This window comes from Amycolatopsis sp. NPDC039088 (assembly GCF_055598845.1).
Genome location: NZ_JBVKAE010000010.1, coordinates 100,475 through 122,803, shown reverse-complemented (window position 1 = coordinate 122,803; position 22,329 = coordinate 100,475). Strand labels below are relative to the sequence as shown.

The following is a 22,329-nucleotide window of genomic DNA, read 5'->3' as shown; positions in this document are numbered from 1 at the left end:
TTCAGTTCTCCATCTCGGTGGCGGGCTGACGGCGGGAGCGGAACACCCAGCCGCGCAGCAAAAGGAAACGCAGCACGGTGGCCGCGAGGTTCGCGAGGACGAGCGCGGTGATCTCGAGCGGCAGTCCCGGCGCCGTCATCGTGTGCACCAGCGCCAGCGCGCCACTGGTGAGCCCGAGCCCGAGGCCGAATACGATGAGGCCCTGGAATTGGTGCAGTCCGGCACCTTCCCTGCCGCGGATGCCGAAGGTCAGCCGCCGGTTCAGCGCGGTGTTGCCGATCGCCGTCACCAGCAGCGCGACGAGGTTCGCCGCCTGCGCGCCGGTGAACGTCCGCAACAGCAGGAAGAGCACGAGATACGCGACGGTGCTGGCGACGCCGACGGCCGCGAACCGCACCAGTTGCCGTACCAGGCTCGGCGCCACCCCCGGCGCCTGGACCCGGATCGGCGCGCGGCTGAGTTGCTCCCGCAGCCCGCTGATCGGGATCTTGCCGGTCAGCGTCGCCTTGGTCAGCCGCGCGATGCCTTTGAGGTCGGCGGTCGCGGTGGCGACGATGTTCACCGACGAGTCCGGGTCGTCGATCCAGTCGACCGGGACCTCGTGGATCCGCAGCCCCGCTTTCTGTGCCAGTACGAGCAGTTCGGTGTCGAAGAACCAGCCGGTGTCCTGCACGTGGGGTAGCAGCCGCTCGGCGACGTCGGCGCGGATCGCCTTGAACCCGCACTGTGCGTCGCTGAACTTCGCGGCCAGCGTGCCGCGCAGGATCAGGTTGTAGCACCGGGAAATGAACTCCCGCTTCGGTCCGCGCACCACCCGCGCGCCGCGGGCGAGCCTGCTGCCGATGGCGAGGTCGGAATGCCCGGACAGCAGGGGCGCGATGAGCGGGCCGAGCGCGGCCAGATCGGTCGAGAGATCGACATCCATGTAGGCGAGCACCGGAGCGTCCGAAGTGGACCAAACGGCGCGAAGCGCGCGACCACGACCCTTTTCGGTCAAGTGCTGGACTTCCACGTCGGCGAACTCGCGGCTCAGTCTCATCGCGACGTGGAGGGTGCCGTCCGTGCTGGCGTTGTCCGCGACGGTGATCCGGAACGGGTACGGGAACTGCTCGACGAGATGAGCGCGCAGGCGGCGGATGCACGGTTCGAGGTCGGTTTCCTCGTTGTAGACCGGGATGACGACGTCGAGAACGGCGGAACCGGTCGGGGTGATGGCGGGGCGGCGGCCGGTGGCGGCGCCGGAAAGGATCGCGGCTGTCATGTCTTCAATCTCGGGGATCGCGCTGAGGCCGGGTTGTGTTCCGCCTGTGCCGTCGCTGTGTTCCATCACGGCTTCACCGGGTCAGGTCGTAGACGGTCACACCGTCCACAGTGGCCGGTGTGTAGTTCTCCGCGACCCAGTCGGCGATGCGCTCGGCGGCGTCGCTTCCGGTCTCGCCGCGCATCATCATGCCGTCACCGAGGAAGTAGTGTATCTGTCCACTTCGGACATACTCTTGGAACTGTTCCAGGGTGGGCGCCGGGTCCGTGCCGTTGAAGCCGCCGACGGCCATCACGGGCGCCCCGCTGCCGAGCTGGTAGCCCGCCGCGTTGTTGGAGCCCACGGTCGCGGCCGTCCAGGTGTAGTTCGCGCTGTCCTTCCGAAGGAGTGCGGCGAGATTCTCGCCGGGCAGGCTCGTCCCGAGCAGACCGCCGCCCGCTCCACCACGTCCGACGGGCCCGCCTGGGCCGCCGATGACGATCCCGCCGCCACCCGGTCCCATACCGCGTCCGGTGTCCGGGCCCGCGGAGGGCAACGCGCCGGAATGCGGCGTGGCCGCGGTGGCGACCGTGTACGCGCCGGTACCCGCGAGAACGGTGATCAGCGCGCCGACGGCGACCAGGCGCCTCACGGCATCAGGCAACCGCGAAGCGACGAAGACCAGGATCGCGAACAGGAGTCCGGCCACGAGAATGACGATCGCCAGTCCCGGGAGCCAGGTGGAGTGCCGTGACAGCAGGAGATACGCGGTCAAGGCCGTCAACCCGATCCCGGCGCTCAAGCTGCCCGCCGCGGCCGGATTGGCTCGCGCGCGCCACAACTGCGCGCCCGCGATGCCGACGAGCGCCGCGATCGCCGGGGCGAGCGCGATCGTGTAGTACGCGTGGATGATGCCGCTCATGTAGCTGAACACCACGGCGGTCACCAGGAACCAGCCACCCCACAGGATCAGCGCCGCCCGCCCGCGGTCGGTGCGCCGGGCGTGGCGGGTGAACCACAACCCGGCGGCCAGCGCGACGACGGCGGCCGGGAGCAGCCAGGCGATCCCGCCCGCCATCTCGGTGCCGAACAACCGGTCCCAGCCGGTGCCACCCCAGCCGCCGTTCCCGCCGCCGCCGACGCTGCCGACCTCGTCGCCGGTGATGCGGCCGAGTCCGTTGTAGCCGAAGGCGAGTTCCCACAGGCTGTTCTGCTGCGAACCGCCGATATACGGCCGGTCGGACGCGGGCCACAACGCGACGACGGCGAGATACCAGCCCGCCGAGACGATCGTCGCGGTCAGGGCTCCGAGCAGATGCAGCAGGCGGCGGCCGACCGACGTCGGCGCGGCGATCAGGTAGGCGAGCCCGAACGCGGGCAGTACCAGGAACGCCTGCAGCATCTTGGCGAGGAAGCCGAATCCGACGGCGACCCCGGCCAGCGCCAGCCAGCGCGGGCTCGCGTTCTCCAGCGCGCGGACCACGCAGTAGGCGCCCGCGACCAGGAGCAGGACGAGCAGCGCGTCGGGGTTGTTGAACCGGAACATCAGCGCGGCGGCCGGGGTGAGCGCGAGGACGGCGCCTGCCAGCAGCCCCGCGGCCGGACCGGATGTCCGCCGCACCGTGGCGTACAGCAGTGCGACCGAGCCGACGCCCATCAGTGCCTGCGGCACGAGGACGCTCCAGGCGTTGACGCCGAACAGGCGCGCGGAAAGGCTCATCACCCACAACGCGGCCGGTGTCTTGTCGACCGTGATCGCGTTCGCGGCGTCGCTCGATCCGAAGAACAACGCCTTCCAGCTCAGCGATCCGGCCTGTGCCGCCGCCGAGTAGAAGGCGTTGGCCCAGCCGGACGCGCCGAGATTCCAGAGGTAGAGGACGGCCGTGGCGAGCAGGAGCGCGGCGACGGAGGGCCGGACCCACCGTGGATCGGACGGCTTGTCCGCCGTCGCGGCGTCTTCGGTGTCTTCGTCGGCGGCGTCGCGGGAGGCGAGGAGGGTCATGGACTCAGGGTCGGGTGCCGACCTGGGGGGTGGTTGTGCCGAAGCTGTGTACCCGCTGTGGGGATTCGATCACCGGCAGATACACGGCGAACTCCGTGCGCCCTGGACGGCTGTGCACCTCGATGGTGCCGTGATGGGCCACCACGATCGCCGACGCGATCGCCAAGCCGAGTCCGGTGCTGCCCGCCGTGCGCGAACGGCTGGAATCCCCGCGCGCGAAGCGTTCGAAGACGCTCGGCAGAAGCCCCGGCGCGATGCCGGGGCCGTCGTCGGTCACGGTCAGCACCGCGCTCCCGTCGTGGGAGCGGCTCAGCGCGGTGAGCACCGTGGTGCCCGGCGGGGTGTGCGTGCGCGCGTTGACCAGCAGGTTCGCCAGCACCTGGTGCAGGCGCTGGACGTCGCCGCGGACGGTCAGCGGCCCGTCCGGCAGCCGCAGTTCCCAGCGGTGGTCCGGGCCCGCGACATGCGCGTCGCCGACGGCGTCCGCGGTCAGCCGGGCGAGGTCGACCACGCCCGCTTCGAGCGGTCTTCCGGCGTCGAGCCTCGCCAGCAGCAGGAGGTCCTCGACCAGCGTCGTCATGCGGGCGGCCTCGGACTGGATGCGGGACATCGAACGCGCCAACTCCGGCGGCACCAGCGCGCTGCCGCGGCCGGCGAGTTCCGCGTAGCCGCGGATCGCCGCGAGTGGGGTACGGAGTTCGTGGCTCGCGTCCGCGACGAAGCGGCGGACGCGGGTTTCGCTGGCCTGTCTGGCTTCCAGCGCCTGTGCGATATGCCCGAGCATGAGATTCAGCGCCGAACCGACCTGGCCGACCTCGGTACGCGGATCAGTGTCGATTTCGGGCACCCGCACGGAAAGCGCGACCTGACCGCGGTCGAGCCGCATCGCCGACACCCGGCCCGCGGTCGCCGCGACACGTTCAAGCGGCCGCAGAGTGCGCCGGACCGCGACCGCGCCGAGGAACCCCGCGCCGACGACGCCGGCCGCCGCCACCCCGAACAGGATCCATCCGACCGTCGTCAAGGTGTCCTGCATCGGTTCGAGCGGAAGGCCGGTGACGACGACCCCGCCGGGAATCGAGACGGCCTGCACCCGGTAGTCACCGAGCCCGTCGAGCGCCAGCGTCGTCGGCGGCCGATCGGCGGGCAAGGAGAGCAGCCCGGCCTCCTGCTCGACCGAGAGGCCCTGCGGAAATCCTTGTACCGACAGCACTCCGGCATAGATGACCCGGTCGCCGGTGAAGCGCACGCTCAGCGTCCCCGACGCCTGACCGGGCGCGTTGAGCGGATTGGGACCAGGGCCGGGCAGATCGTCCGGCGGCTGGTTCGCGTAGTCGTGGGCGCGGGCCGACGCGGCCGAGAGCTCGCCGTCGATCTGGTCGGTGAGGAACGACCGCAGCGCGATCTCACTGACCACGCCGATCACCAGGCAGACGAAGGTGAGCAGCAGCACCATCGAGCCGGTCAGCTTGGTGCGCAGGGAAAGCCGCCCGGGCCGGGACCACCGGCGCGGGCCGGTGGACGGGACCGATCCGGATGCCATGACCCGAGCGTGCGCCGCGGTCGTATGCGCGCGATGTGTCCCACCTGTGAGCCCGCTGTGTGCCTAGAGATGTGTGCCTAGAGAAAAGTCGCTTGTACTGGTTGTGCCAGGGGTTTTCTTCGACGCAGCCAGGGGCCGCGAGACCGGCTCGCGGGAGTCGCCTGCGCGGACTAAGTGTCCATTAAGGACTCACGACTCGCTCGCCTGTCCCTTTGATCGGCAAATGTCCGGTTTTATCAGGTCGTGAAGGCCTCCTTCCCTACCCTCAAAGTCAGGGTCCCGGCAAAGTCGCATAGCTGCTGGTCAGTGCGGCTCTTGGTGGTCCGGATGTGGCATCGCTGATGCCCGCGGGGTCCGAGTGTGGAGGATTTGGGACGGTGAACGTCCCAAATCCTCCACACTCGAGGTGCACCGGCTTCAGGGGCATGCCCCTGAAGCTCTGTTGATCAAGCTTCGTAGGAAAGGAGTCCTTCACGGACTTGACGACCCCTCGGGACGGACGACCGACCTGCAGAAGAACTCAAGGCGCGAACTTCAGACGCAGGACACTAGGTCACAGAAAGGTCTGACGGTGGGCACAGGCGTGACACAGCCGCGATGTGGACGGTGGAGGCAACCACGACAGCTCAGGAGTTGAAGGTCATGAACGAGAACACACCGTCCACTTCGGACTGGGGCGCCCCGGCGTCATCGCCCTCGGCCGCACGCGGTGGCAAACGCAAGACCGTCGTCGCGGGGGCGGCAGCCGCCGTCCTCGCCGTCGGGGGTGGCGCGGCGATCTGGGTCGCGGGTTCCTCCGCCGACGCCGATACGGCTTCCGCCGCGCCGGGTGGCGGGGCGGGCATGGGCGGAGCCGGTGAGCGCGCTTTGCACGGTGAGTACGTCGTTTCGGACGGCAACGGTGGCTACACGACGCAGCTCACGCAGACCGGGAAGGTGACCGAGTTGAGCGCGACGTCGCTGACCGCGGTGAGCGACGACGGCTACAGCAAGGTCTACACGATCGACTCGTCGGTGGTGAACGGCGTCGCGACCGGGGACACTGTCAGCGTCGTCGCCACGACTTCCGGCACGACCGCGACCGCGCAGTCGGTGCGGGAATCGGCAGGGGAGGACCAGGGGCCGCCGCAGGACGGCGGTGCGGGAAACGTGCCGAGTCCGTGAAGGACTCCTTGAGGGGCCCAGAGTCCCTCAAGGAGTCCTTCACGGACGGTCGTAGTCCACCGAGAGCTCGGCCGAAGTGGCCACCGCGCGGCAGGTCAGGATCCGTCCCGCCGTGACCTCCTCGTCCCCGAGGGCGTAGTGCACGTCCATCCGCGCGCTGCCTCGCACCACCGACGCCCGGCATGTCCCGCAAGCCCCGCCGACGCACGCGTACGGCGCGTCGACGCCGTGCCGCAGTGCGGCGCTGAGCACGGTTTCGCCCACTGTCGCGGGGATTTCGACGGTCTTCCCGCCGGCGGTCACCGTCAGCGTCGAACCCGGCCGCCGCGAGGGGCGAACGGGAAGCGCGCCCTGGAACAGTTCGAAGTGGACGTTCTCCTCGGGGACGTCCTTGTCGGCCAGTGTCCGGCGGGCCATGTCGACCAGTTCGCGCGGGCCGCACAGGAACCAGTCGTCCACCTTCGCCGGGTGCAGCCGCGCCTGGAGCAGCGCACGGAGGCGGGTGCTGTCGAGACGGCCGCGCTGGTAGCGCTCGTGCGAGATCGCCAGTGCCTCGCCGACGGCGTCGAACGGCTTCTCGATCCGGTGCGTGCGCAGGTCCGGGTCGCGTTCGTCGGTGCGGTAGTGCACGACGTGCAGCCGTCCGCCCAGCCGTGCGGCGAGGTCGCCGAGTTCGGCGGCGAACATCGTGCTGGCGCCGGAGGTGTTGATGTAGAGCAGGGTCGCCCGGCTGTGCGGTTCGGTCAGCAGGGTCGCGGTCAGGATCGACAGGATCGGCGTGATCCCGCTGCCCGCAGCGAGCGCGACATACCGGCCGGTGCGGCCAGCTTCCGGGGTTAGCGTGAACATGCCGTCGGGGGGCCGCACGTCCAGAACGTCGCCCGCCTCCAGCTCGGTGGTGGCGAACGTCGAGAACGCGCCGCCGAGCTGGTGCTTGATCGCGATCCGCAGTATTCCGGATTCCGGCGTCGAGCAGATCGAGTACGCGCGCCGGACCTCTTCACCGTCGACCTCCGCGCGGATGACGAGATGCTGGCCGGGGGTGAACCGGAAGGTCTCTCGCAGCCGTTCGGGCACGTCGAACGTCACGGTGACGGCGCCTTCGCACAGTGGTCGCACCTCGGCGACCCGCAGCGAATGGAACCGGCTCGGCTGCCGGGGCGGGGGCTCGGCAAGGGCCGGCTCTTCGGCGAACGAGCCGGTCAGCTGACGCCATTCGCGGTACTCCGACGACGTCAGTTCGCGGCCCCATGCCGTCGCGATCGGGACGTCCCTGGCGAGATAGGCGTCGCGGTTGTCCTTCCACGTCCGCAGGTACCGATAGAACGGGATCGCCGGGTGGAGATGGTGCACCAGGTGGTAGTTCTGGCACAGCATGATCGGCGTCATCAGCCATTCGAGCCCGACGCGCACGCGGGTGGCGCCGAACCGGTTCTGCCGCTGCGCGCCGAGGTCGTGATGCGGGAGCCAGTCGAACCACCAGGCCAGCACGGCCAGCCCGACGCGCTGCGGGATCAGGTAGATCACCAGCAGTTCCCAGCCGTGGCCGGTCGCGGTCAGCCACGCGAAGGCGGCGAGGCTCAGTACGACGACGGCGGCGGTCTCGATCCGCTCCGACGGCGGCCGGGTGCGTTGCCGCGCCACATAGAAGCGCGCGTACCAGAAGTCGATGGTCAGCCACCGCAGCGGCAACTGCCACCAGGGTCCGTGCGCGGTCCACGCGTCCGGATCGGTGTGCGCGTCCTCGTTGGTGTTGCGGTGATGCTCCAGATGGATGTAGCGCACCAGTGGGAAGGAGCCGTAGCTCGCCACGAACGGCATCGCGATCCTGCCGAGCAGTTCGTTGACCCAGGTGAGCTGCCCGGCCGCGTGATGCGTCGACTCGTGCAGCACGGTGAACATCGTGAAGGTGACCAGCGCGTGCAGGGGAATGGTCACCCACAGCGGCGCGGCCTCGTTGACCACCAGCCAGGTGGCGCCCGTCCAGACCATGGCCCCGCCGATGAAGAGCAGCACCGTCGGCACCGAGACCAACGGAAGCGGGATCCGCGGCGTGGGTACGCCGCGGGGCGCCGGTCTCGTCGAGAGTTCCCCCGTGTCCTCGGACCGGGTAGCGGTGACGGTCATCGATCGGTCCCCTCGGTCGATGGCTACCGGGACAAGCTGTCACACCGTAGACAATTGGTATTGGTTTGTAAACTTCTACGACCTGCTGAAATGCCCTGTCGAAGCGCCCGATGGTGAGGTGTGGCACGCATCCGTGTCCAGTGAAGGGCGGCTTCGTAACAGAGAAGAACCGAAAACTGATCCGATCGGGTGGTCCGTGGCCGGTTTGGCGGACGGCGGCCGAAAGCTGTGATGGGCCGGGGACGAGGGGTCCGACGGCGCTGGGGCGGCCCCGGACCCGGGCCGACGATCCGCGGGGCCTAGACTCGGACGGCCCGGTCTGCAAGGCGACCAGGGGACATCCGCTGTGCACCACATGCGGATGCTCAATCACATCGTTTACCGCTCGAGGAGAATACGTTGAAGAGCACCGTCGAGCAGCTCAGCCCGACGCGAGTCAAGATCAATGTCGAGGTGCCGTTCGACGAGCTCAAGCCGAACTTCGACCGCGCCTACCGCAAGATCGCCCAGCAGGTGCGCATCCCCGGCTTCCGTCCGGGCAAGGCGCCGGCTCGCGTGCTGGAAAGCCGGATCGGGCGAGCCCCGGTGCTCGACGAGGTCGTCAACGAGGTCATTCCGGCCAAGTACATGGAAGCCGTGCGCGCGGGCGAGGTCCGCACGCTGGGTCAGCCCGAGTTCGAGGTGACCAAGCTCGAGGACCGTGAGGTGCTCGAGTTCACCGCCGAGGTCGACGTCCGCCCGGAGATCTCGCTGCCCGACCTCGAAGGCTTCTCGGTCAGCGTCGACGACGTCGAACTGACCGACGCCGAGGTCGACGAGCAGCTCGACGAGCTGCGCGCCCGCTTCGGCACCCTGACCGGTGTCGAGCGCGCGGCCGAGAACGGCGACTTCGTCTCGATCGACCTCGCGGCCACCGTCGACGGCCAGGAGGTCGAGGAGGCCTCGACCACCGGACTGTCCTACGAGATCGGCTCCGGCCAGCTCGTCGACGGCATCGACGAGGCGATCATCGGCGCCAACGCGGGCGAGACCAAGACCTTCACCACGAAGCTGGTCGCCGGCGAGCACGCGGGCAAGGACGCCGAGGTCACCGTCACCGTGCAGACCATCAAGCAGCGTGAGCTGCCGGAGGCGGACGACGAGTTCGCCCAGATGGCGAGCGAGTTCGACACGATCGACGAGCTGAAGGCCGACCTTCGCGAGCGTCTCGGCCGCGTCAAGAAGATGCAGCAGGGCGTTCAGGCGCGTGACAAGGTCCTCGAGGAACTGCTCGAGCGCACCGAGGTCGCGATCCCGGAGAAGGTCCTCGAGGCCGAGATCGAGAACCGCAAGCACGACGCGATCCACCCGTTCGACCACGACGAGGCGCAGTTCGCCAAGGCTCTCGAAGCCGAAGGCCGCACCCTCGAAGAGTTCGACACCGAGGTTCGCGAAGAGTCGGAGAAGGCGGTCCGCACCCAGCTTCTGCTGGACAGCATCGCCGACGCCGAGCAGACGTCGGTCAACGACGGCGAGCTCACCGAGCGGATCATCTACCAGGCGCAGCGCTTCGGCGTCAGCCCGGACGAGTACGTCCAGCGGGCGCAGCAGTCCGGTCAGCTGACCGCGATCTACGCCGACGTCCGCCGTGGCAAGGCGCTGGCCTCGGTGGTCCGCAAGACCACCGTGACCGACGCCTCGGGCACCGCGGTCGACCTCGAAGAGCTCTTCGGCCCCGCAGCCGAGGAGACGCAGGTCACCGAAGAGACCGCGAAGACTGCGGCCGAGTAGGGAATATCCGGTCCGCGGGAAAAGGACCGTAAAGCTGTAAGCGAACTTGGGCGGTGTCAGGCATTCTGCACCGCCCAAGTTCGTTAGGGTCGGTTGCAAGATCTTCAGCATCTGGAGACGGCAACAGCATCTGGACACGCAGCATCTGGACACAACAGCGGCGGCGAGGCACGGCCACGCCGCCGTCGGCGAAAAGGCAGGCAGACGTGACGCAGCACACGCCCGAGGCGCGGACCGGTACCGCAGGGCTCAACCTCACCGACTCGGTCTTCGAGCGGTTGCTCCAGGAACGCATCGTCGTCCTCGGCTCCGAGGTCAACGACGAGGTCGCGAACCGGATCACCGCCCAGTTGTTGCTGCTCGACGCAGACGACTCCGAGTCGGACATCCGCTTCTACATCAACTCGCCCGGTGGCTCGGTCACCGCGGGTTTCGCGATCTACGACACCATGCAGCTGATCCGCCCGGACGTCGCGACCTACGCGATGGGCCTGGCCGCGTCGATGGGGCAGTTCCTGCTGTCCTCCGGCACGCCCGGCAAGCGGTACGCGCTGCAGCACGCGCGCATCCTCATGCACCAGCCCTCGGCGGGCGTCGGCGGTACCGCCTCCGACATCGCCATCCAGGCCGAGGTGTTCGGCAAGTGGAAGCAGGAGCTGGCCAAGATCACGGCCGAGCAGACCGGTCAGACGGTCGAGCAGATCGTCAAGGACGGCGACCGCGACCGCTGGTTCACCGCGCAGGAGGCGAAGGACTACGGCTTCGTCGACCAGGTCCTCACGCGCGAGAACCCGCTTCCCAACCGCTGATCCGCGCTGGCACACAGGAGAATTTCAATGAGCAACTTCCAGCTTCCGATCGGGTCGCAGGGGCCTGGGCCGCAGTCGCGGCTCCAGCTGCCGCAGTCGCGGTACGTCCTGCCCTCCTACGTCGAGCGCACCAGCTACGGCATCAAGGAATCGAACCCGTACAACAAGCTCTACGAAGAGCGTCAGATCATGCTCGGCGTGCAGATCGACGACGCGTCGGCGAACGACGTGATGGTCCAGCTGCTGCACCTCGAGCACGAGGACCCGGACCGCGACATCATGATCCTGATCAACTCACCCGGTGGCTCGTTCACCGCGCTGATGGCGATCTACGACACGATGCAGTACGTCCGTCCCGACATCGTCACCATGTGCATCGGACAGGCCGCTTCGGCCGCCGCGGTGCTGCTGGCGGCCGGTACCCCCGGCAAGCGGTTCACGCTGCCGAACTCGCGCGTGCTGATCCACCAGCCCGCCACCGAGGGCACCTACGGCCAGGTGTCGGACCTGGAGATCCAGGCCAACGAGATCCAGCGTGTGCGCCGCCAGATGGAGGTCATCCTGGCCAAGCACACGAACAAGGACGCCGACGACGTCAAGAAGGACATCGAGCGCGACAAGATCCTGACGGCCGACGAGGCCAAGGCGTACGGGATCGTCGACGAGGTGCTCGAGTACCGGAAGGCTTCGAGCAGCTGATCGCGGGCGGGGCCGGTGCGTGTCGGGAGACGACACGCACCGGATCCCTGGTCTAAGGTCAGCTTCTGGCGTGCTCAGATGTGACGTTGGTTCTCCCGCCGGCGGCATCGGGCGGGTACCGTCAGTGGCAATGAGTGAGGCTCCGAGCGGTCATCCGTGACCGGGGCGGTACGAGAGTCAGGCGCAACAGTGCAGGCGCACCAGCGCAGGCGTGCAGTTCAGGCGTGCAGTGCAGGCGTAATAGAGTGCGCCGGAGGGGACGAGGTCAACGGCCATGGCACGGATCGGTGACGGCGGCGACCTGCTGAAATGTTCTTTCTGCGGCAAGAGCCAAAAGCAGGTGAAGAAGCTCATTGCCGGCCCTGGGGTCTACATCTGCGATGAGTGCATCGATCTCTGCAACGAGATCATCGAGGAAGAACTGGCGGAGGCCGGTGAGGTCAAGCTCGACGAGCTGCCCAAACCCGCCGAGATCCACGAGTTCCTCGAGCAGTACATCATCGGCCAGGACGACGCGAAGCGTTCGCTCGCCGTGGCGGTGTACAACCACTACAAGCGCGTGCAGTCCGACGACAAGGCCGGGCCGAAGGATTCCAAGGACGAGACCGTCGAACTGGCGAAGTCCAACATCCTCATGCTCGGGCCGACAGGCTGTGGCAAGACCTACCTGGCCCAGACGCTGGCGAAGATGCTGAACGTCCCGTTCGCGATCGCGGACGCCACGGCGCTCACCGAAGCCGGTTACGTGGGCGAGGACGTCGAGAACATCCTGCTCAAGCTGATCCAGGCGGCGGATTACGACGTCAAGCGGGCCGAGACGGGCATCATCTACATCGACGAGGTCGACAAGATCGCCCGGAAGTCGGAGAACCCGTCGATCACCCGCGACGTGTCCGGTGAGGGCGTGCAGCAGGCGCTGCTGAAGATCCTCGAAGGCACCACCGCCTCGGTGCCGCCGCAGGGCGGCCGCAAGCATCCGCACCAGGAGTTCATCCAGATCGACACGACGAACGTGCTGTTCATCGTGGCCGGTGCGTTCGCCGGGCTGGAAAAGATCATCAACGAGCGGGTCGGCAAGCGCGGCCTCGGTTTCGGCGCGGAGATCCGCACCAAGGCCGAGATCGACGAGAGCGACATCTTCTCCGACACGATGCCGGAGGACCTGATCAAGTTCGGGTTGATCCCGGAGTTCATCGGCCGGCTCCCGGTCGTGGCCACGGTGACCCACCTGGACAAGGAATCGCTGGTCAGCATCTTGACCACACCGCGCAACGCGCTGGTGAAGCAGTACAAGAAGCTCTTCGAGATGGACAACGTCGAGCTGGAGTTCACCAAGAACGCGCTCGAGGCCATCGCCGACCAGGCCGTGCTCCGCGGCACCGGCGCCCGTGGCCTGCGCGCGATCATGGAAGAGGTCCTGCAGCCGGTCATGTACGACATCCCCAGCCGCGACGACGTCGCGAAGGTCGTCATCACCGAGCAGACCGTCCGCGAGAACGTGAACCCGACGATCGTGGCGCGTCAGCCGTCACGCCGTCGCAGCAGCGAGCGCGGCGAGAAGTCCGCCTGAGCGGACGCCTCCACACAGCGCGCTGTCGTCATCGATGCCCCGGCCGGATCCCTCCGGCCGGGGCATCGGTTTCTCCGGTCGCGTCCGGCCGGGGACCCGACCGAGATAGGATGCGATGGTGCCGCTGACTTCCACGAAGGACGAGAACGAGGCTCCCGAGCTGGCAGCCGCGAGTCCACGCGAGGTCAGGGGACTCGTCGAGCTCACCGAACGCATCGTCATCGGGGCCTATCGCGGGCACCCGTGGATCCCGCGCGCGCTGACGATCACACTGGGCGTGCTGGTGGCGACCTGCCTGGTGGCCGGTGTCGTCCGGCTGTCGCCGCTGCCGCTGATCCCGCTGCCGTTGTTCGCCGTCTCGGGATATGCCCTCATCCGGGTCAAGGCGGCACGGAGCGCGGAGACGAACCGTGCGCTCGTCGCCTGGACGGGATTGTTCACCGCTGCGACGCTCGCCGGATTCTGGTTGATCTCGATGGCGGGACGCTGGCTCGGCTGATCGGCCCGACCCGTTTTCGGATTTCCCTCCGTTAGCAGGGTTTCAGAATCGCGCCAACGGGGTAAGACGAGACCGTGACAACCACTGCGGGACCCTTCTCGCATGTGGGTCTGCTCTACTCCGGTGACTCCGAGTACCTGGACGGCACGGTTCCGTACATCTTGGAGGGTCTGAAGCTCGACGAGCCTGTCGCGGTGGCCGTTCCGGGCCCGAACCTGACGCTCATCGAAGACGCCTTAGGTGACGCGGCCGCCGAAGTCGAACTCATCGACATGACCGAAGCCGGCCGCAATCCGGGCCGCATCCTTCCCGGCGTGCTCCTCGCGTTCGCGGACACCCGGCCGGGGCCGGTCCGGATCATCGGCGAGCCGATCTGGGCCGGGCGGTCGGCCGTGGAGTATCCGGCGTGCGCCCAGCACGAAGCGCTGATCAACTTCGCTTTCGGCGACCGCGACCTCAGCATCCTGTGCCCATACGACCGGAACCGGCTCGACGACGACGTCCTGGCCGACGCCCAGCGAACCCATCCGATCCTCTCCGGTGCCGAGGGGGATCGCCCTAGTGAGGACTACGCCCCCGACGCGGTCGTTGACAAGTACAACCTGCCGCTGCCCGAGCCGCGGCGGGCCGACGCGTTCCGTTTCGACCTCTCCAGGCTCTCCGCGGTGCGCCATTTCGCACAGGCCCGCGCCGAGGAGAGCGGGCTCGGGCCGGGCCGGGTGGAGGATCTCGTGCTCGCCGTCGCGGAACTGTCCGCCAACAGCGTGCTGCACGGTTCGGGCCACGGCGTCGTCCGCATCTGGAACGACGGGGAGCACGTGCTCTGCGAGGTCATCGACGAAGGCACGCTGAGCGACCCGTTGGCAGGCAGACGGCCCGCCACCTCGGGGCAGATCGGCGGCCGCGGCCTGGTGCTGGTGAACCAGGTCGCCGATCTGGTCCGGCAGTACCGCAGGCCGGGCTCCACGGTCACCCGGATCTTCTTCCGCGTCTGACCGGTGTCAGGAGTTCTTCGGGACGTGTTTGCCGAGGAACGCGATCAGGCTCGGCACGACCGTGCGGTTGAAGGCGTCGCCGTGCTTGCCGCGCGCGGTGTGCGCGACCACGGGCCGCGCTTCGGAGATGAACTTCCGCACCCCGCCGATGAACGGGTCTTCGGTACCGCACCAGATCCCGGTCGGCACCTTCTTGGTGATGTCGATGTGGCGCAACGGGTCCAGCGCGTTCCAGTCGGCGGCGTCGCGGAACGCGCGCCGTTTGCTCATCTCCGCCCACGACGTGATCAGCGCGGGCGCGAGCGCCGCGACCGCGGCGGGCGGGCGACGGCGTTCCAGACGGCGCCGGGTGTAGAGCAGCGCGCCGAAGCCACCCATCGACAGCCCGGTGGCCGCGAACGGCAGACCGTCCCGGCCGCCGAGGCCGCGGGCGGCCAGCCAGCGGGGGACCTCTTCGAGCAGCATCGCCATCGGGTTGTCGCCGGGCTGGTTCTCGTGCCAGTAGTGGTCGCCGCCGTCCACCGCGACGAACCCGAACGGGGGCACCGCCTTGCGGGCGACCTCGCTGCCGAGTTGTTTGAGCAGTCCGGTGGGGGCGGCGTGCCGGGCGGTGCCGTGGAGACCGTGCAGCATCAGCGACATCGGCAGCCCCTTGGGCGGCGCCTTGGTCGGCAGCATCAGCACGAGATCGACTTCACGTCCGCGGGCCTCGGAGTAGACACGTTCGACGCGGGGGCTGCCCAGCTGGGTCGCCGGGGTCGGCGAAGCGACGCCGAGTGCCCGCTGGAGCGCTTCGCTGAACGGCAGGGCTCCGCTGGCCGTTCCGGCGGCGAGACCCGCGACGCCGAGGCCGGAGGCGCCGGCGATCAGGACGGAACGACGGCTCAGCCACCGTCGGGCGCCTTGCACCCCCGGCAGCGTGGTCTGCCCCTGGTCGTCGTCGCTCACCCGTCCCCGTTCCCCCGTTGTTCTTCTACCAGGTCAGACGTGCGCTTCCGCTCGAAGGTTGCACGTGTCACCGACCTGTGACCGGGGTATCGCCGGATCAGGTGCCGTCGTTTCCCTCTTTCGCGCGCCATGACTCGATCGAGACCTGAGCCGACCGGGTCGCGGCCTCGAAAGTGTCGCCGAGGCCAACGCCGAGCGCGATGGCGAGGGGGATCAGGATGTGGTCCACACCATTCTCGCCGTCGCCGAAATGGCCGGCGACCTCCAGCGTGACGTACCCGTGCACGGCACTCCAGAGCTGGGCGGCGACGGCGAATTCCGGGGCGGGGCGGAACCGGCCGGCCTCGATCGTCCGCGTCGCGGCGCGGACGAGATGGTCGAAGGCCGCGATGCCCTCTTCGCTGAGGTTCTGGTGGGTCGCCTCGTCGGTCAGGTCGCCGAGTACGGCTTTGTGCCCGCTGGGCAGGCTCTGGCCGAAGGTCACCGCGTAGAGGTGGGGGTTCTCCACCACCGTCCGCCGGTACACCAGGGCCTGGGTGAGGACGTCGGCGACCGGGTCGTCGGTTTCGGCGACCTCGCCCAGGTTTGCCGAGAGCCGCAGGAACCCTTCGCGCGCGACCTCGTCCACGAGCGCGCCCATCCCGCCGAAGTGGGTGTAGACGGCCATGGTCGACGCACCGATCTCGGCGGCCACTTTGCGGGCTTGGAGCGCCTCGGGGCCGCCCTCCGAGAGCAGCCGGACGGCCGCGTCGATCAGCTTGGCCTTGATCTCGGTGGCTGCTTGCTTCGGGGACATGCTTGCCAGTATTCCATAACCCTGTTATAAATGGGTGCATAACCGCGTTATTAAGACACTAGGGGGCCCGCGATGGGCAACAACTTCCTCCAGGGCAACTTCGCCCCGGTCAGCCGAGAGCACACGATCACCGAACTGAGCGTCACCGGCCACATCCCGGAGTACCTCGACGGGCGCTATCTGCGGAACGGGCCGAACCCGCTGTCCGAAGTGGATCCGGCGACCTACCACTGGTTCACCGGCGACGGGATGGTGCACGGCGTCCGGCTGCGCGACGGGCGCGCCGAGTGGTATCGCAACCGCTGGGTCCGCACTCCCGGGGTGTCGGCGAGGCTCGGCGAGCGATGGGCGGGCGGACCGGCCGCCGGGATCTCCTCCCTCGGCGCCAACACCAACGTGATCGGGCACGCGGGCAAGACCCTCGCGCTGATCGAGGGCGGACCCACGAACTTCGAACTGACCGACGAGCTCGACACCGTCGGCGCCTGTGACTTCGACGGCACCCTGCCCGGTGGCTACACCGCCCACCCGAAACGTGACCCGGAGACCGGCGAACTCCACGCCGTGTCCTACTTCTTCGGCTGGGGCAACAAGGTCCAGTACTCGGTGATCGACGCCAAGGGCCGCGCGCGGCGCAAGGTCGACATCGAGGTCACCGGCTCACCGATGATGCACGACTTCTCCCTGACCGAGAACCACGTCGTCTTCTACGACCTGCCGGTCACCTTCGAGGTCGAAGAGGCCGTCGCCGCGTCCGTCCCGTCGTTCCTGCGGACCCCGGCCCGGCTGGTGATGTCCGCGCTCTTGGGCAAGGTGAAGGTGCCGGATCCCATCACCGCGAGGCTGCGCCAGCGCATCGGGGGGAACGCGGACTTCCCGTACCGGTGGAACCCGAAGTATCCGGCGCGGATCGGGGTCATGCCGAGGGAGGGCGGCAACGGCGACGTCCGCTGGTTCGAGGTCGAGCCTTGCTACGTGTTCCACCCGATGAACGCCTACGACGACGGCGACAGCGTCGTGCTCGACGTCGTCCGGCATCCCAAGATGTTCGACAGCCAGCTGCGTGGGCCGGCCGAGGGGCCGCCGACCCTGGATCGCTGGACCGTCGACCTGAATGTGGGCAAGGTGATCGAGGAACGCCTCGACGATCAGGGGCAGGAGTTCCCGCGGGTCGACGAGCGGCTGGTCGGCCGTCCGCACCGGTTCGGCTACTCGGTGTCCACAGGGGACGGATCGGCGTCCTCCGGCGCACTGCTCAAGCACGATCTGGGGAAGCGATCGGTCCAGCGCAGGGAATTCGGCGACGGCGCCCAGGTGGGGGAGTTCGTCTTCGTACCGTCCTCTGTGGACGCCGCTGAGGACGACGGCGTGCTGATGGGGTTCGTCTACGACGCCGCGACGCGGAAGAGCGACCTCACGATCCTGGACGCGGGGACGCTGGAGACCGTCGGCGCCGTCCATTTGCCGGACCGAGTACCCAACGGCTTCCATGGGAACTGGGTGGGTGCCTGAAGTCAGTCAAGGCCGAGCACGCGGTGCTCGCCGGTGTAGAGGTTCATGCTGTCGTCCCGCAGGAAACCGATGAGGGTCATGCCGTTCTCCTCGGCCAGTTCCGCCGCCAGCGACGACGGCGCGGAAACGGCCGCGAGCAGGCCGATCCCGGCCATGGCCGCCTTCTGCACCAGTTCGAACGAGGCGCGGCCGGACACCAGCAGACCGGTGTCCGCCGCGGGGATCCGGCCTTCCTGCAACGCCCAGCCGAGCACCTTGTCGACGGCGTTGTGCCTGCCGACGTCCTCCCGGACGACGGCGAGGTTCCCCTCGGCGTCGAACAGGGCGGCCGCGTGGAGCCCGCCGGTACTGGCGAAGACCTTCTGCTGGGTGCGCAGCGTGTCCGGGAGCTTCGACAGGACGTCGGTGCTCACCGCGAACTCGGACTTCTCCGGCGAGAACCGGCTTCGCAGCTTGACCGCGTCGAGCGCGGCCTTGCCGCAGACGCCGCACGAGGAGGTCGTGTAGAAGTTGCGCTCGACCCCGGTCTCCGGCGGGGCGACCCCTTCGGCCAGCGCGACGTCCAGCACGTTGTAGGTGTTGCGGCCCTGGTCGTCGACGCCGTCGCAGTACCGGGCGACAGCCACGTCCTCGCGGGCGGCGAGCACCCCCTCGGACAACAGGAACCCGTGCGCCAGTTCGACGTCGTTACCGGGTGTCCGCATGGTGACCGCGAGTGCCTTGCCGCCGACACGGATTTCCAGCGGTTCTTCGGCCGCCAGCGCGTCGGGCCGTCGCACGTCACGGTTCGCGGAGATCTTCCGCACCGGACGGCGCACCGTCACCCTGCCCACTTGTCCACCCTTCTGACCGGTCATTCGACACCTGGCTACTGCAACGTCGGGAATTAAGTAATACATTCCCACTGCACATCCCCAGAGTACGGAGGCGCCGGATGGCTGTCGGCTTCCTGGACCGTTCCCGCATCATCGCGCCACCCGGCTGGAGCCGCTGGCTGGTGCCGCCCGCCGCGCTGGCGGTCCATCTGTCCATCGGGCAGGCGTACGCGTGGAGCGTCTTCAAACCACCGCTGGAGAAGACCCTCGGCCTCACCGGTACGCAGAGCGCCCTCCCGTTCCAGCTCGGCATCGTGATGCTCGGGCTCTCGGCGGCCTTCGGCGGGACGCTGGTCGAGCGCAACGGTCCACGCTGGGCGATGTTCGTCTCGATGGTCTGCTTCAGCTCGGGCTTCCTGCTCTCCGCGCTCGGCGTGGCGACTTCGCAGTACTGGCTCGTCGTCCTCGGCTGGGGCGGGATCGGCGGCATCGGGCTCGGGATCGGCTACATCTCGCCGGTGTCGACGCTGATCAAGTGGTTCCCGGACCGCCCGGGGATGGCCACCGGGATCGCGATCATGGGTTTCGGCGGCGGCGCGCTGATCGCCTCTCCGTGGTCGACGCAGATGCTGGGCACGGCACCGTGGTCGATCGGGACGGTCGCGACCGCGTTCCTCGTGCACGGCCTGGTCTACGCCGTCTTCATGAGTCTCGGGGTCCTGTTGATCCGCGTGCCCGCCGACGACTGGAAGCCCCAGGGCTGGGAGCCGAAGACCGATCACGGCAACGCGATGATCACCACCGCGAACGTGTCGGCGCGCAACGCCATCAGGACACCGCAGTTCTGGTGTCTCTGGGTGGTCCTGTGTTTCAACGTGACCGCCGGTATCGGCATCCTGGAGAAGGCGTCGCCGATGATCGCGGACTTCTTCCGTGAGACCTCGACGCCGGTCGGCGCCGCGGCCGCGGCCGGGTTCGTCGCACTGCTCTCGCTGACCAACATGCTCGGCCGGTTCGTCTGGTCGTCCACTTCGGACCTGGTGGGGCGCAAGAACATCTACCGGCTCTACCTCGGCGCCGGTGCCCTGCTGTACCTCGTGATCGCGTTGATCACCAACGCCTCGAAGCTCGTGTTCGTCCTGTGCGCCATGCTGATCCTGTCCTTCTACGGCGGCGGCTTCGCGACCGTCCCGGCGTACCTGAAGGACCTTTTCGGCAGCTACCAGGTGGGGGCGATCCACGGCAGGCTGCTGACCGCGTGGTCGATGGCGGGGGTGCTCGGGCCGCTCATCGTCAACGCCATCGCCGACAGCCAGAAGGCGGCGGGCAAGGTCGGCCCCGACCTCTACACGACGTCGTTGTTCATCATGATCGGCCTGCTGGTCGTCGGCTTCGTGGCCAACGAACTGGTGCGGCCGGTCAACCCGAAGTTCCACGAGCCGGGCTCGACCGGCGCGGCCGTGAGGAGTGAGACCCGATGACCGAACAGGCTCCCGAGCGGCGCCGTGCCGGCCTGATGGTGCTGGCCTGGCTGTGGGTGGCGCTCCCGTTCGCCTACGGCGTCTACGAACTGTTCCGGAAGGTGGTCCAGCTCTTCGGCGGCTGACCCGCGTAGGGTTCGGTCCGTGGGTGTACTGGTGACCGGGGCGTCGCGTGGCATAGGCCGGGCGATCGCCCGTGCTTTCGCGGAACAGGGCGAGCGCGTCGTCGTCCATTACGCCGGCAACCGGGAGGACGCCGAGCGGACCTTCGGCGGGCTCCCGGGTGAAGGCCACGGCCTCGTCCAGGGCGACCTCGCGGATCCCGAGGTGGCGCAACGGATCGCGGACAAGGCGGAGTCCCTTGTGGACGGAGTCGACGTGCTGGTGAACAACGCCGCCGTCGCGACGTCGCCCGAGACGGCCCATCCGGTCGCCGAGGTGTCCTATGCGGACTGGCAGCGGATCTGGCGGCGGACGGTCGAGGTCAACCTGCTCGGCACCGCGAACGTGACCTACTGCGTCACGCGGCACATGATCGCGCGCGGCGCTCCCGGCCGGGTCGTCAACATCGGGTCGCGGGGAGCCTTCAAGGGCGAGCCCGACCACCCGGCGTACGGGGCGAGCAAGGCCGCGCTCCACTCGCTCGGGCAGTCGCTCGCGGTCTCGCTCGCCCCGCACGGGATCGCCGTGACCTCGGTCGCGCCCGGGTTCACCGCCACCGACCGGGTCGCCGACCGGCTCGAAGGCGAGAGCGGCGAGGCCCTGCGCGGGCAGAGCCCGTTCGGCCGGGTCGGCACGCCGGAGGAGGTCGCGGCCGCGGTGCGCTACCTCGCTTCCGCCGAGGCCACCTGGGCCTCGGGCGCGATCCTCGACCTGAACGGGGCCTCGCATCTGCGGATGTGAAGTGGATCACTTATGCAGCAGCGGCTGCCTCTCGCGCGTCCTAGGGATGTGCACAAGCTGGGGAAGGTCCTCGTCGCCGCGCTCGCGGTGGGCGTTTTCGGTGGGACCGCGTACGGATACACGACGATGAGCTCGCTGGACGGCGTCACCCGCGAGGACCTCATCGATTCCCCGGAACCCGGGGAGCGGCCCGCCGACGGTTCGCTGGACATCCTGCTGGTCGGCCGCGATTCGCGGACCGACGCCCAGGGCAACCCGCTGTCGCCGGAGATCCTGCGCGAGCTGCGGACCGGCGCGAACGGCGACGACCTGACCGACACGCTCATCGTGCTGCGCATCCCCAACGGGCAACAGGCGGTGAAGGCCTTCTCCATCCCGCGCGACTCCTGGGTCACGCAACCGGGCGGGAAGGACAAGAGCAAGATCAACGAGATCTTCGGCCGGACCAAGTTCGCCGTGGCGGGCGACCTGCGCAAGCAGGGGAAAACCGACAAGGCCGAGATCGACAAGCAGGCGATCACCGCCGCGCGGAAGGCGACCCTGAAGGCGGTCGAGGAGCTCGCCGGACTCAAGATCGACCACTTCGCCGAGGTCAACCTGCTGAGCTTCTACGAGATCAGCAAGGCCGTCGGCGGAGTCGAGGTATGCCTGAACAAGGCCACCAAGGACCGCGACTCCGGTGCGGACTTCCCCGCCGGACGGCAGACGATCCAGGGCGCCGACGCACTCGCCTTCGTCCGCCAGCGCAAGAACCTGCCCCGCAGCGACCTCGACCGCATGCGCCGTCAGCAGGTGTTCCTCGCCGGGCTGGCGAAGCAGGTGCTGTCGGGCGGGACGCTGGCGAACCCCGCCCGGGTCTCCGAACTGATCGACGCGGTGAAGCGGTCGGTCATCCTCGACGGTTCGTGGGATCTGCTCGACTTCGTACGGCAGATGCGCGGCGTCTCCGGCGGCGGCATCGCGTTCGAGACGATCCCGGTGGTCAACCCCGACTACCGCTACGACCCGAGGCATCCCACGTGGACCGCCGTGCAGGTGGATCCCGCCCAGGTACGCGCCTTCGCCGCCTCGCTGATCGGCGCCCCGCCCGCCGCCACCTCGCAGGCACCCGCCGGGCCCACGGTCGACGTCGTCAACGCCAGCGGCAAGGACGGTCTCGCCGCCCGCGTCGCGGATGTGGTGGGGGAGAAGGGTTTCACCAAGGGGGACACCAAGGCCGAGGCCGGGCGCCGGACTTCCGTCGTCCGGTTCAGCGACGCGTCCGGTCCCGCCGCGGAGATCGCGAAGCTGCTCGGCGGGCTGGACGTCCAGAAAGCCGATTCGGTCGCGGCAGGGCATGTCGAGGTCGTGCTCGGCCAGGTCTACAAAGGACCGGGTTCGTCTTCGGGCGGTGGGGGAGCGGCCGGTCAGGGCGACCAGCCGATCACCCCCGACACCGCGGGATGTATCGACTGAC

Annotated in this window: 19 protein-coding genes; 12 read left to right on the top strand and 7 right to left on the bottom strand. The window is 68.6% G+C overall.

Annotated features, from left to right (window positions below; genetic code table 11):
- Position 1 precedes the first annotated feature (1 nt).
- From ACZ7KI_RS15360 to ACZ7KI_RS15350, 3 genes are all read right to left on the bottom strand, one after another.
- Entirely contained in the window at positions 2 to 1,261 is a 1,260-nt protein-coding gene (locus ACZ7KI_RS15360) for a bifunctional glycosyltransferase family 2/GtrA family protein (RefSeq protein WP_470273756.1), read from the bottom strand.
- Between the two features lie 73 nt (positions 1,262 to 1,334).
- Complete coding sequence (locus tag ACZ7KI_RS15355) at positions 1,335 to 3,242, bottom strand: ArnT family glycosyltransferase (protein ID WP_470273755.1); 1,908 nt, start codon at positions 3,240 to 3,242, stop codon at positions 1,335 to 1,337.
- Positions 3,243 to 3,246: 4 nt separating this feature from the next.
- Positions 3,247 to 4,785 carry a sensor histidine kinase gene (locus tag ACZ7KI_RS15350; RefSeq protein WP_470273754.1) on the bottom strand — a complete coding sequence of 513 codons (1,539 nt, stop codon included), beginning with the start codon at positions 4,783 to 4,785 and terminating at the stop codon, positions 3,247 to 3,249.
- A gap of 642 nt (positions 4,786 to 5,427) precedes the next feature.
- Here ACZ7KI_RS15350 and ACZ7KI_RS15345 point away from each other — a divergent pair.
- Entirely contained in the window at positions 5,428 to 5,949 is a 522-nt protein-coding gene (locus tag ACZ7KI_RS15345; protein ID WP_470273753.1) for a hypothetical protein, read from the top strand.
- Between the two features lie 39 nt (positions 5,950 to 5,988).
- Here ACZ7KI_RS15345 and ACZ7KI_RS15340 read toward each other — a convergent pair whose 3' ends face one another.
- Complete coding sequence (locus ACZ7KI_RS15340; RefSeq protein WP_470273752.1) at positions 5,989 to 8,076, bottom strand: fatty acid desaturase; 2,088 nt, start codon at positions 8,074 to 8,076, stop codon at positions 5,989 to 5,991.
- A 399-nt stretch (positions 8,077 to 8,475) separates the two neighbouring features.
- On the opposite strand from ACZ7KI_RS15340, the gene tig reads away from it, so the two are divergent.
- From tig to ACZ7KI_RS15310, 6 genes are all read left to right on the top strand, one after another.
- On the top strand, positions 8,476 to 9,846 hold the full coding sequence (tig, locus tag ACZ7KI_RS15335; RefSeq protein WP_470273751.1) for a trigger factor: 1,371 nt from the start codon (positions 8,476 to 8,478) through the stop codon (positions 9,844 to 9,846).
- A 206-nt stretch (positions 9,847 to 10,052) separates the two neighbouring features.
- On the top strand, positions 10,053 to 10,655 hold the full coding sequence (locus ACZ7KI_RS15330) for a ClpP family protease (RefSeq protein ID WP_037310765.1): 603 nt from the start codon (positions 10,053 to 10,055) through the stop codon (positions 10,653 to 10,655).
- Positions 10,656 to 10,682: 27 nt separating this feature from the next.
- Entirely contained in the window at positions 10,683 to 11,354 is a 672-nt protein-coding gene (locus ACZ7KI_RS15325; protein ID WP_470273750.1) for an ATP-dependent Clp protease proteolytic subunit, read from the top strand.
- Between the two features lie 274 nt (positions 11,355 to 11,628).
- On the top strand, positions 11,629 to 12,924 hold the full coding sequence (clpX, locus tag ACZ7KI_RS15320) for an ATP-dependent Clp protease ATP-binding subunit ClpX (protein WP_061988908.1): 1,296 nt from the start codon (positions 11,629 to 11,631) through the stop codon (positions 12,922 to 12,924).
- A gap of 115 nt (positions 12,925 to 13,039) precedes the next feature.
- Entirely contained in the window at positions 13,040 to 13,423 is a 384-nt protein-coding gene (locus ACZ7KI_RS15315) for a hypothetical protein (protein WP_470273749.1), read from the top strand.
- A gap of 74 nt (positions 13,424 to 13,497) precedes the next feature.
- Positions 13,498 to 14,418 carry an anti-sigma factor RsbA family regulatory protein gene (locus tag ACZ7KI_RS15310; RefSeq protein WP_470273748.1) on the top strand — a complete coding sequence of 307 codons (921 nt, stop codon included), beginning with the start codon at positions 13,498 to 13,500 and terminating at the stop codon, positions 14,416 to 14,418.
- A gap of 6 nt (positions 14,419 to 14,424) precedes the next feature.
- Here ACZ7KI_RS15310 and ACZ7KI_RS15305 read toward each other — a convergent pair whose 3' ends face one another.
- Entirely contained in the window at positions 14,425 to 15,366 is a 942-nt protein-coding gene (locus ACZ7KI_RS15305) for an alpha/beta hydrolase (protein ID WP_470273747.1), read from the bottom strand.
- Between the two features lie 97 nt (positions 15,367 to 15,463).
- Entirely contained in the window at positions 15,464 to 16,162 is a 699-nt protein-coding gene (locus tag ACZ7KI_RS15300; protein ID WP_470273746.1) for a TetR/AcrR family transcriptional regulator, read from the bottom strand.
- A 72-nt stretch (positions 16,163 to 16,234) separates the two neighbouring features.
- On the opposite strand from ACZ7KI_RS15300, the gene ACZ7KI_RS15295 reads away from it, so the two are divergent.
- Complete coding sequence (locus ACZ7KI_RS15295; protein WP_470273745.1) at positions 16,235 to 17,674, top strand: carotenoid oxygenase family protein; 1,440 nt, start codon at positions 16,235 to 16,237, stop codon at positions 17,672 to 17,674.
- 2 nt (positions 17,675 to 17,676) lie between these two features.
- Here ACZ7KI_RS15295 and fdhD read toward each other — a convergent pair whose 3' ends face one another.
- On the bottom strand, positions 17,677 to 18,507 hold the full coding sequence (fdhD, locus tag ACZ7KI_RS15290) for a formate dehydrogenase accessory sulfurtransferase FdhD (RefSeq protein ID WP_470273869.1): 831 nt from the start codon (positions 18,505 to 18,507) through the stop codon (positions 17,677 to 17,679).
- A 101-nt stretch (positions 18,508 to 18,608) separates the two neighbouring features.
- On the opposite strand from fdhD, the gene ACZ7KI_RS15285 reads away from it, so the two are divergent.
- The 4 genes from ACZ7KI_RS15285 to ACZ7KI_RS15270 are packed head-to-tail and all read left to right on the top strand — an operon-like array spanning position 18,609 to position 22,328.
- Complete coding sequence (locus ACZ7KI_RS15285; RefSeq protein ID WP_470273744.1) at positions 18,609 to 19,970, top strand: L-lactate MFS transporter; 1,362 nt, start codon at positions 18,609 to 18,611, stop codon at positions 19,968 to 19,970.
- Entirely contained in the window at positions 19,967 to 20,095 is a 129-nt protein-coding gene (locus ACZ7KI_RS15280) for an MFS transporter small subunit (RefSeq protein ID WP_279626671.1), read from the top strand. The genes ACZ7KI_RS15285 and ACZ7KI_RS15280 overlap by 4 nt, the downstream gene beginning before the upstream one ends.
- A 19-nt stretch (positions 20,096 to 20,114) precedes the next feature.
- On the top strand, positions 20,115 to 20,873 hold the full coding sequence (locus tag ACZ7KI_RS15275; RefSeq protein ID WP_470273743.1) for an SDR family NAD(P)-dependent oxidoreductase: 759 nt from the start codon (positions 20,115 to 20,117) through the stop codon (positions 20,871 to 20,873).
- Positions 20,874 to 20,921: 48 nt separating this feature from the next.
- The gene (locus ACZ7KI_RS15270; RefSeq protein WP_470273742.1) at positions 20,922 to 22,328 is read left to right on the top strand and encodes an LCP family protein; all 1,407 of its coding nucleotides are present in this window, start codon (positions 20,922 to 20,924) and stop codon (positions 22,326 to 22,328) included.
- Position 22,329: the final 1 nt, after the last annotated feature.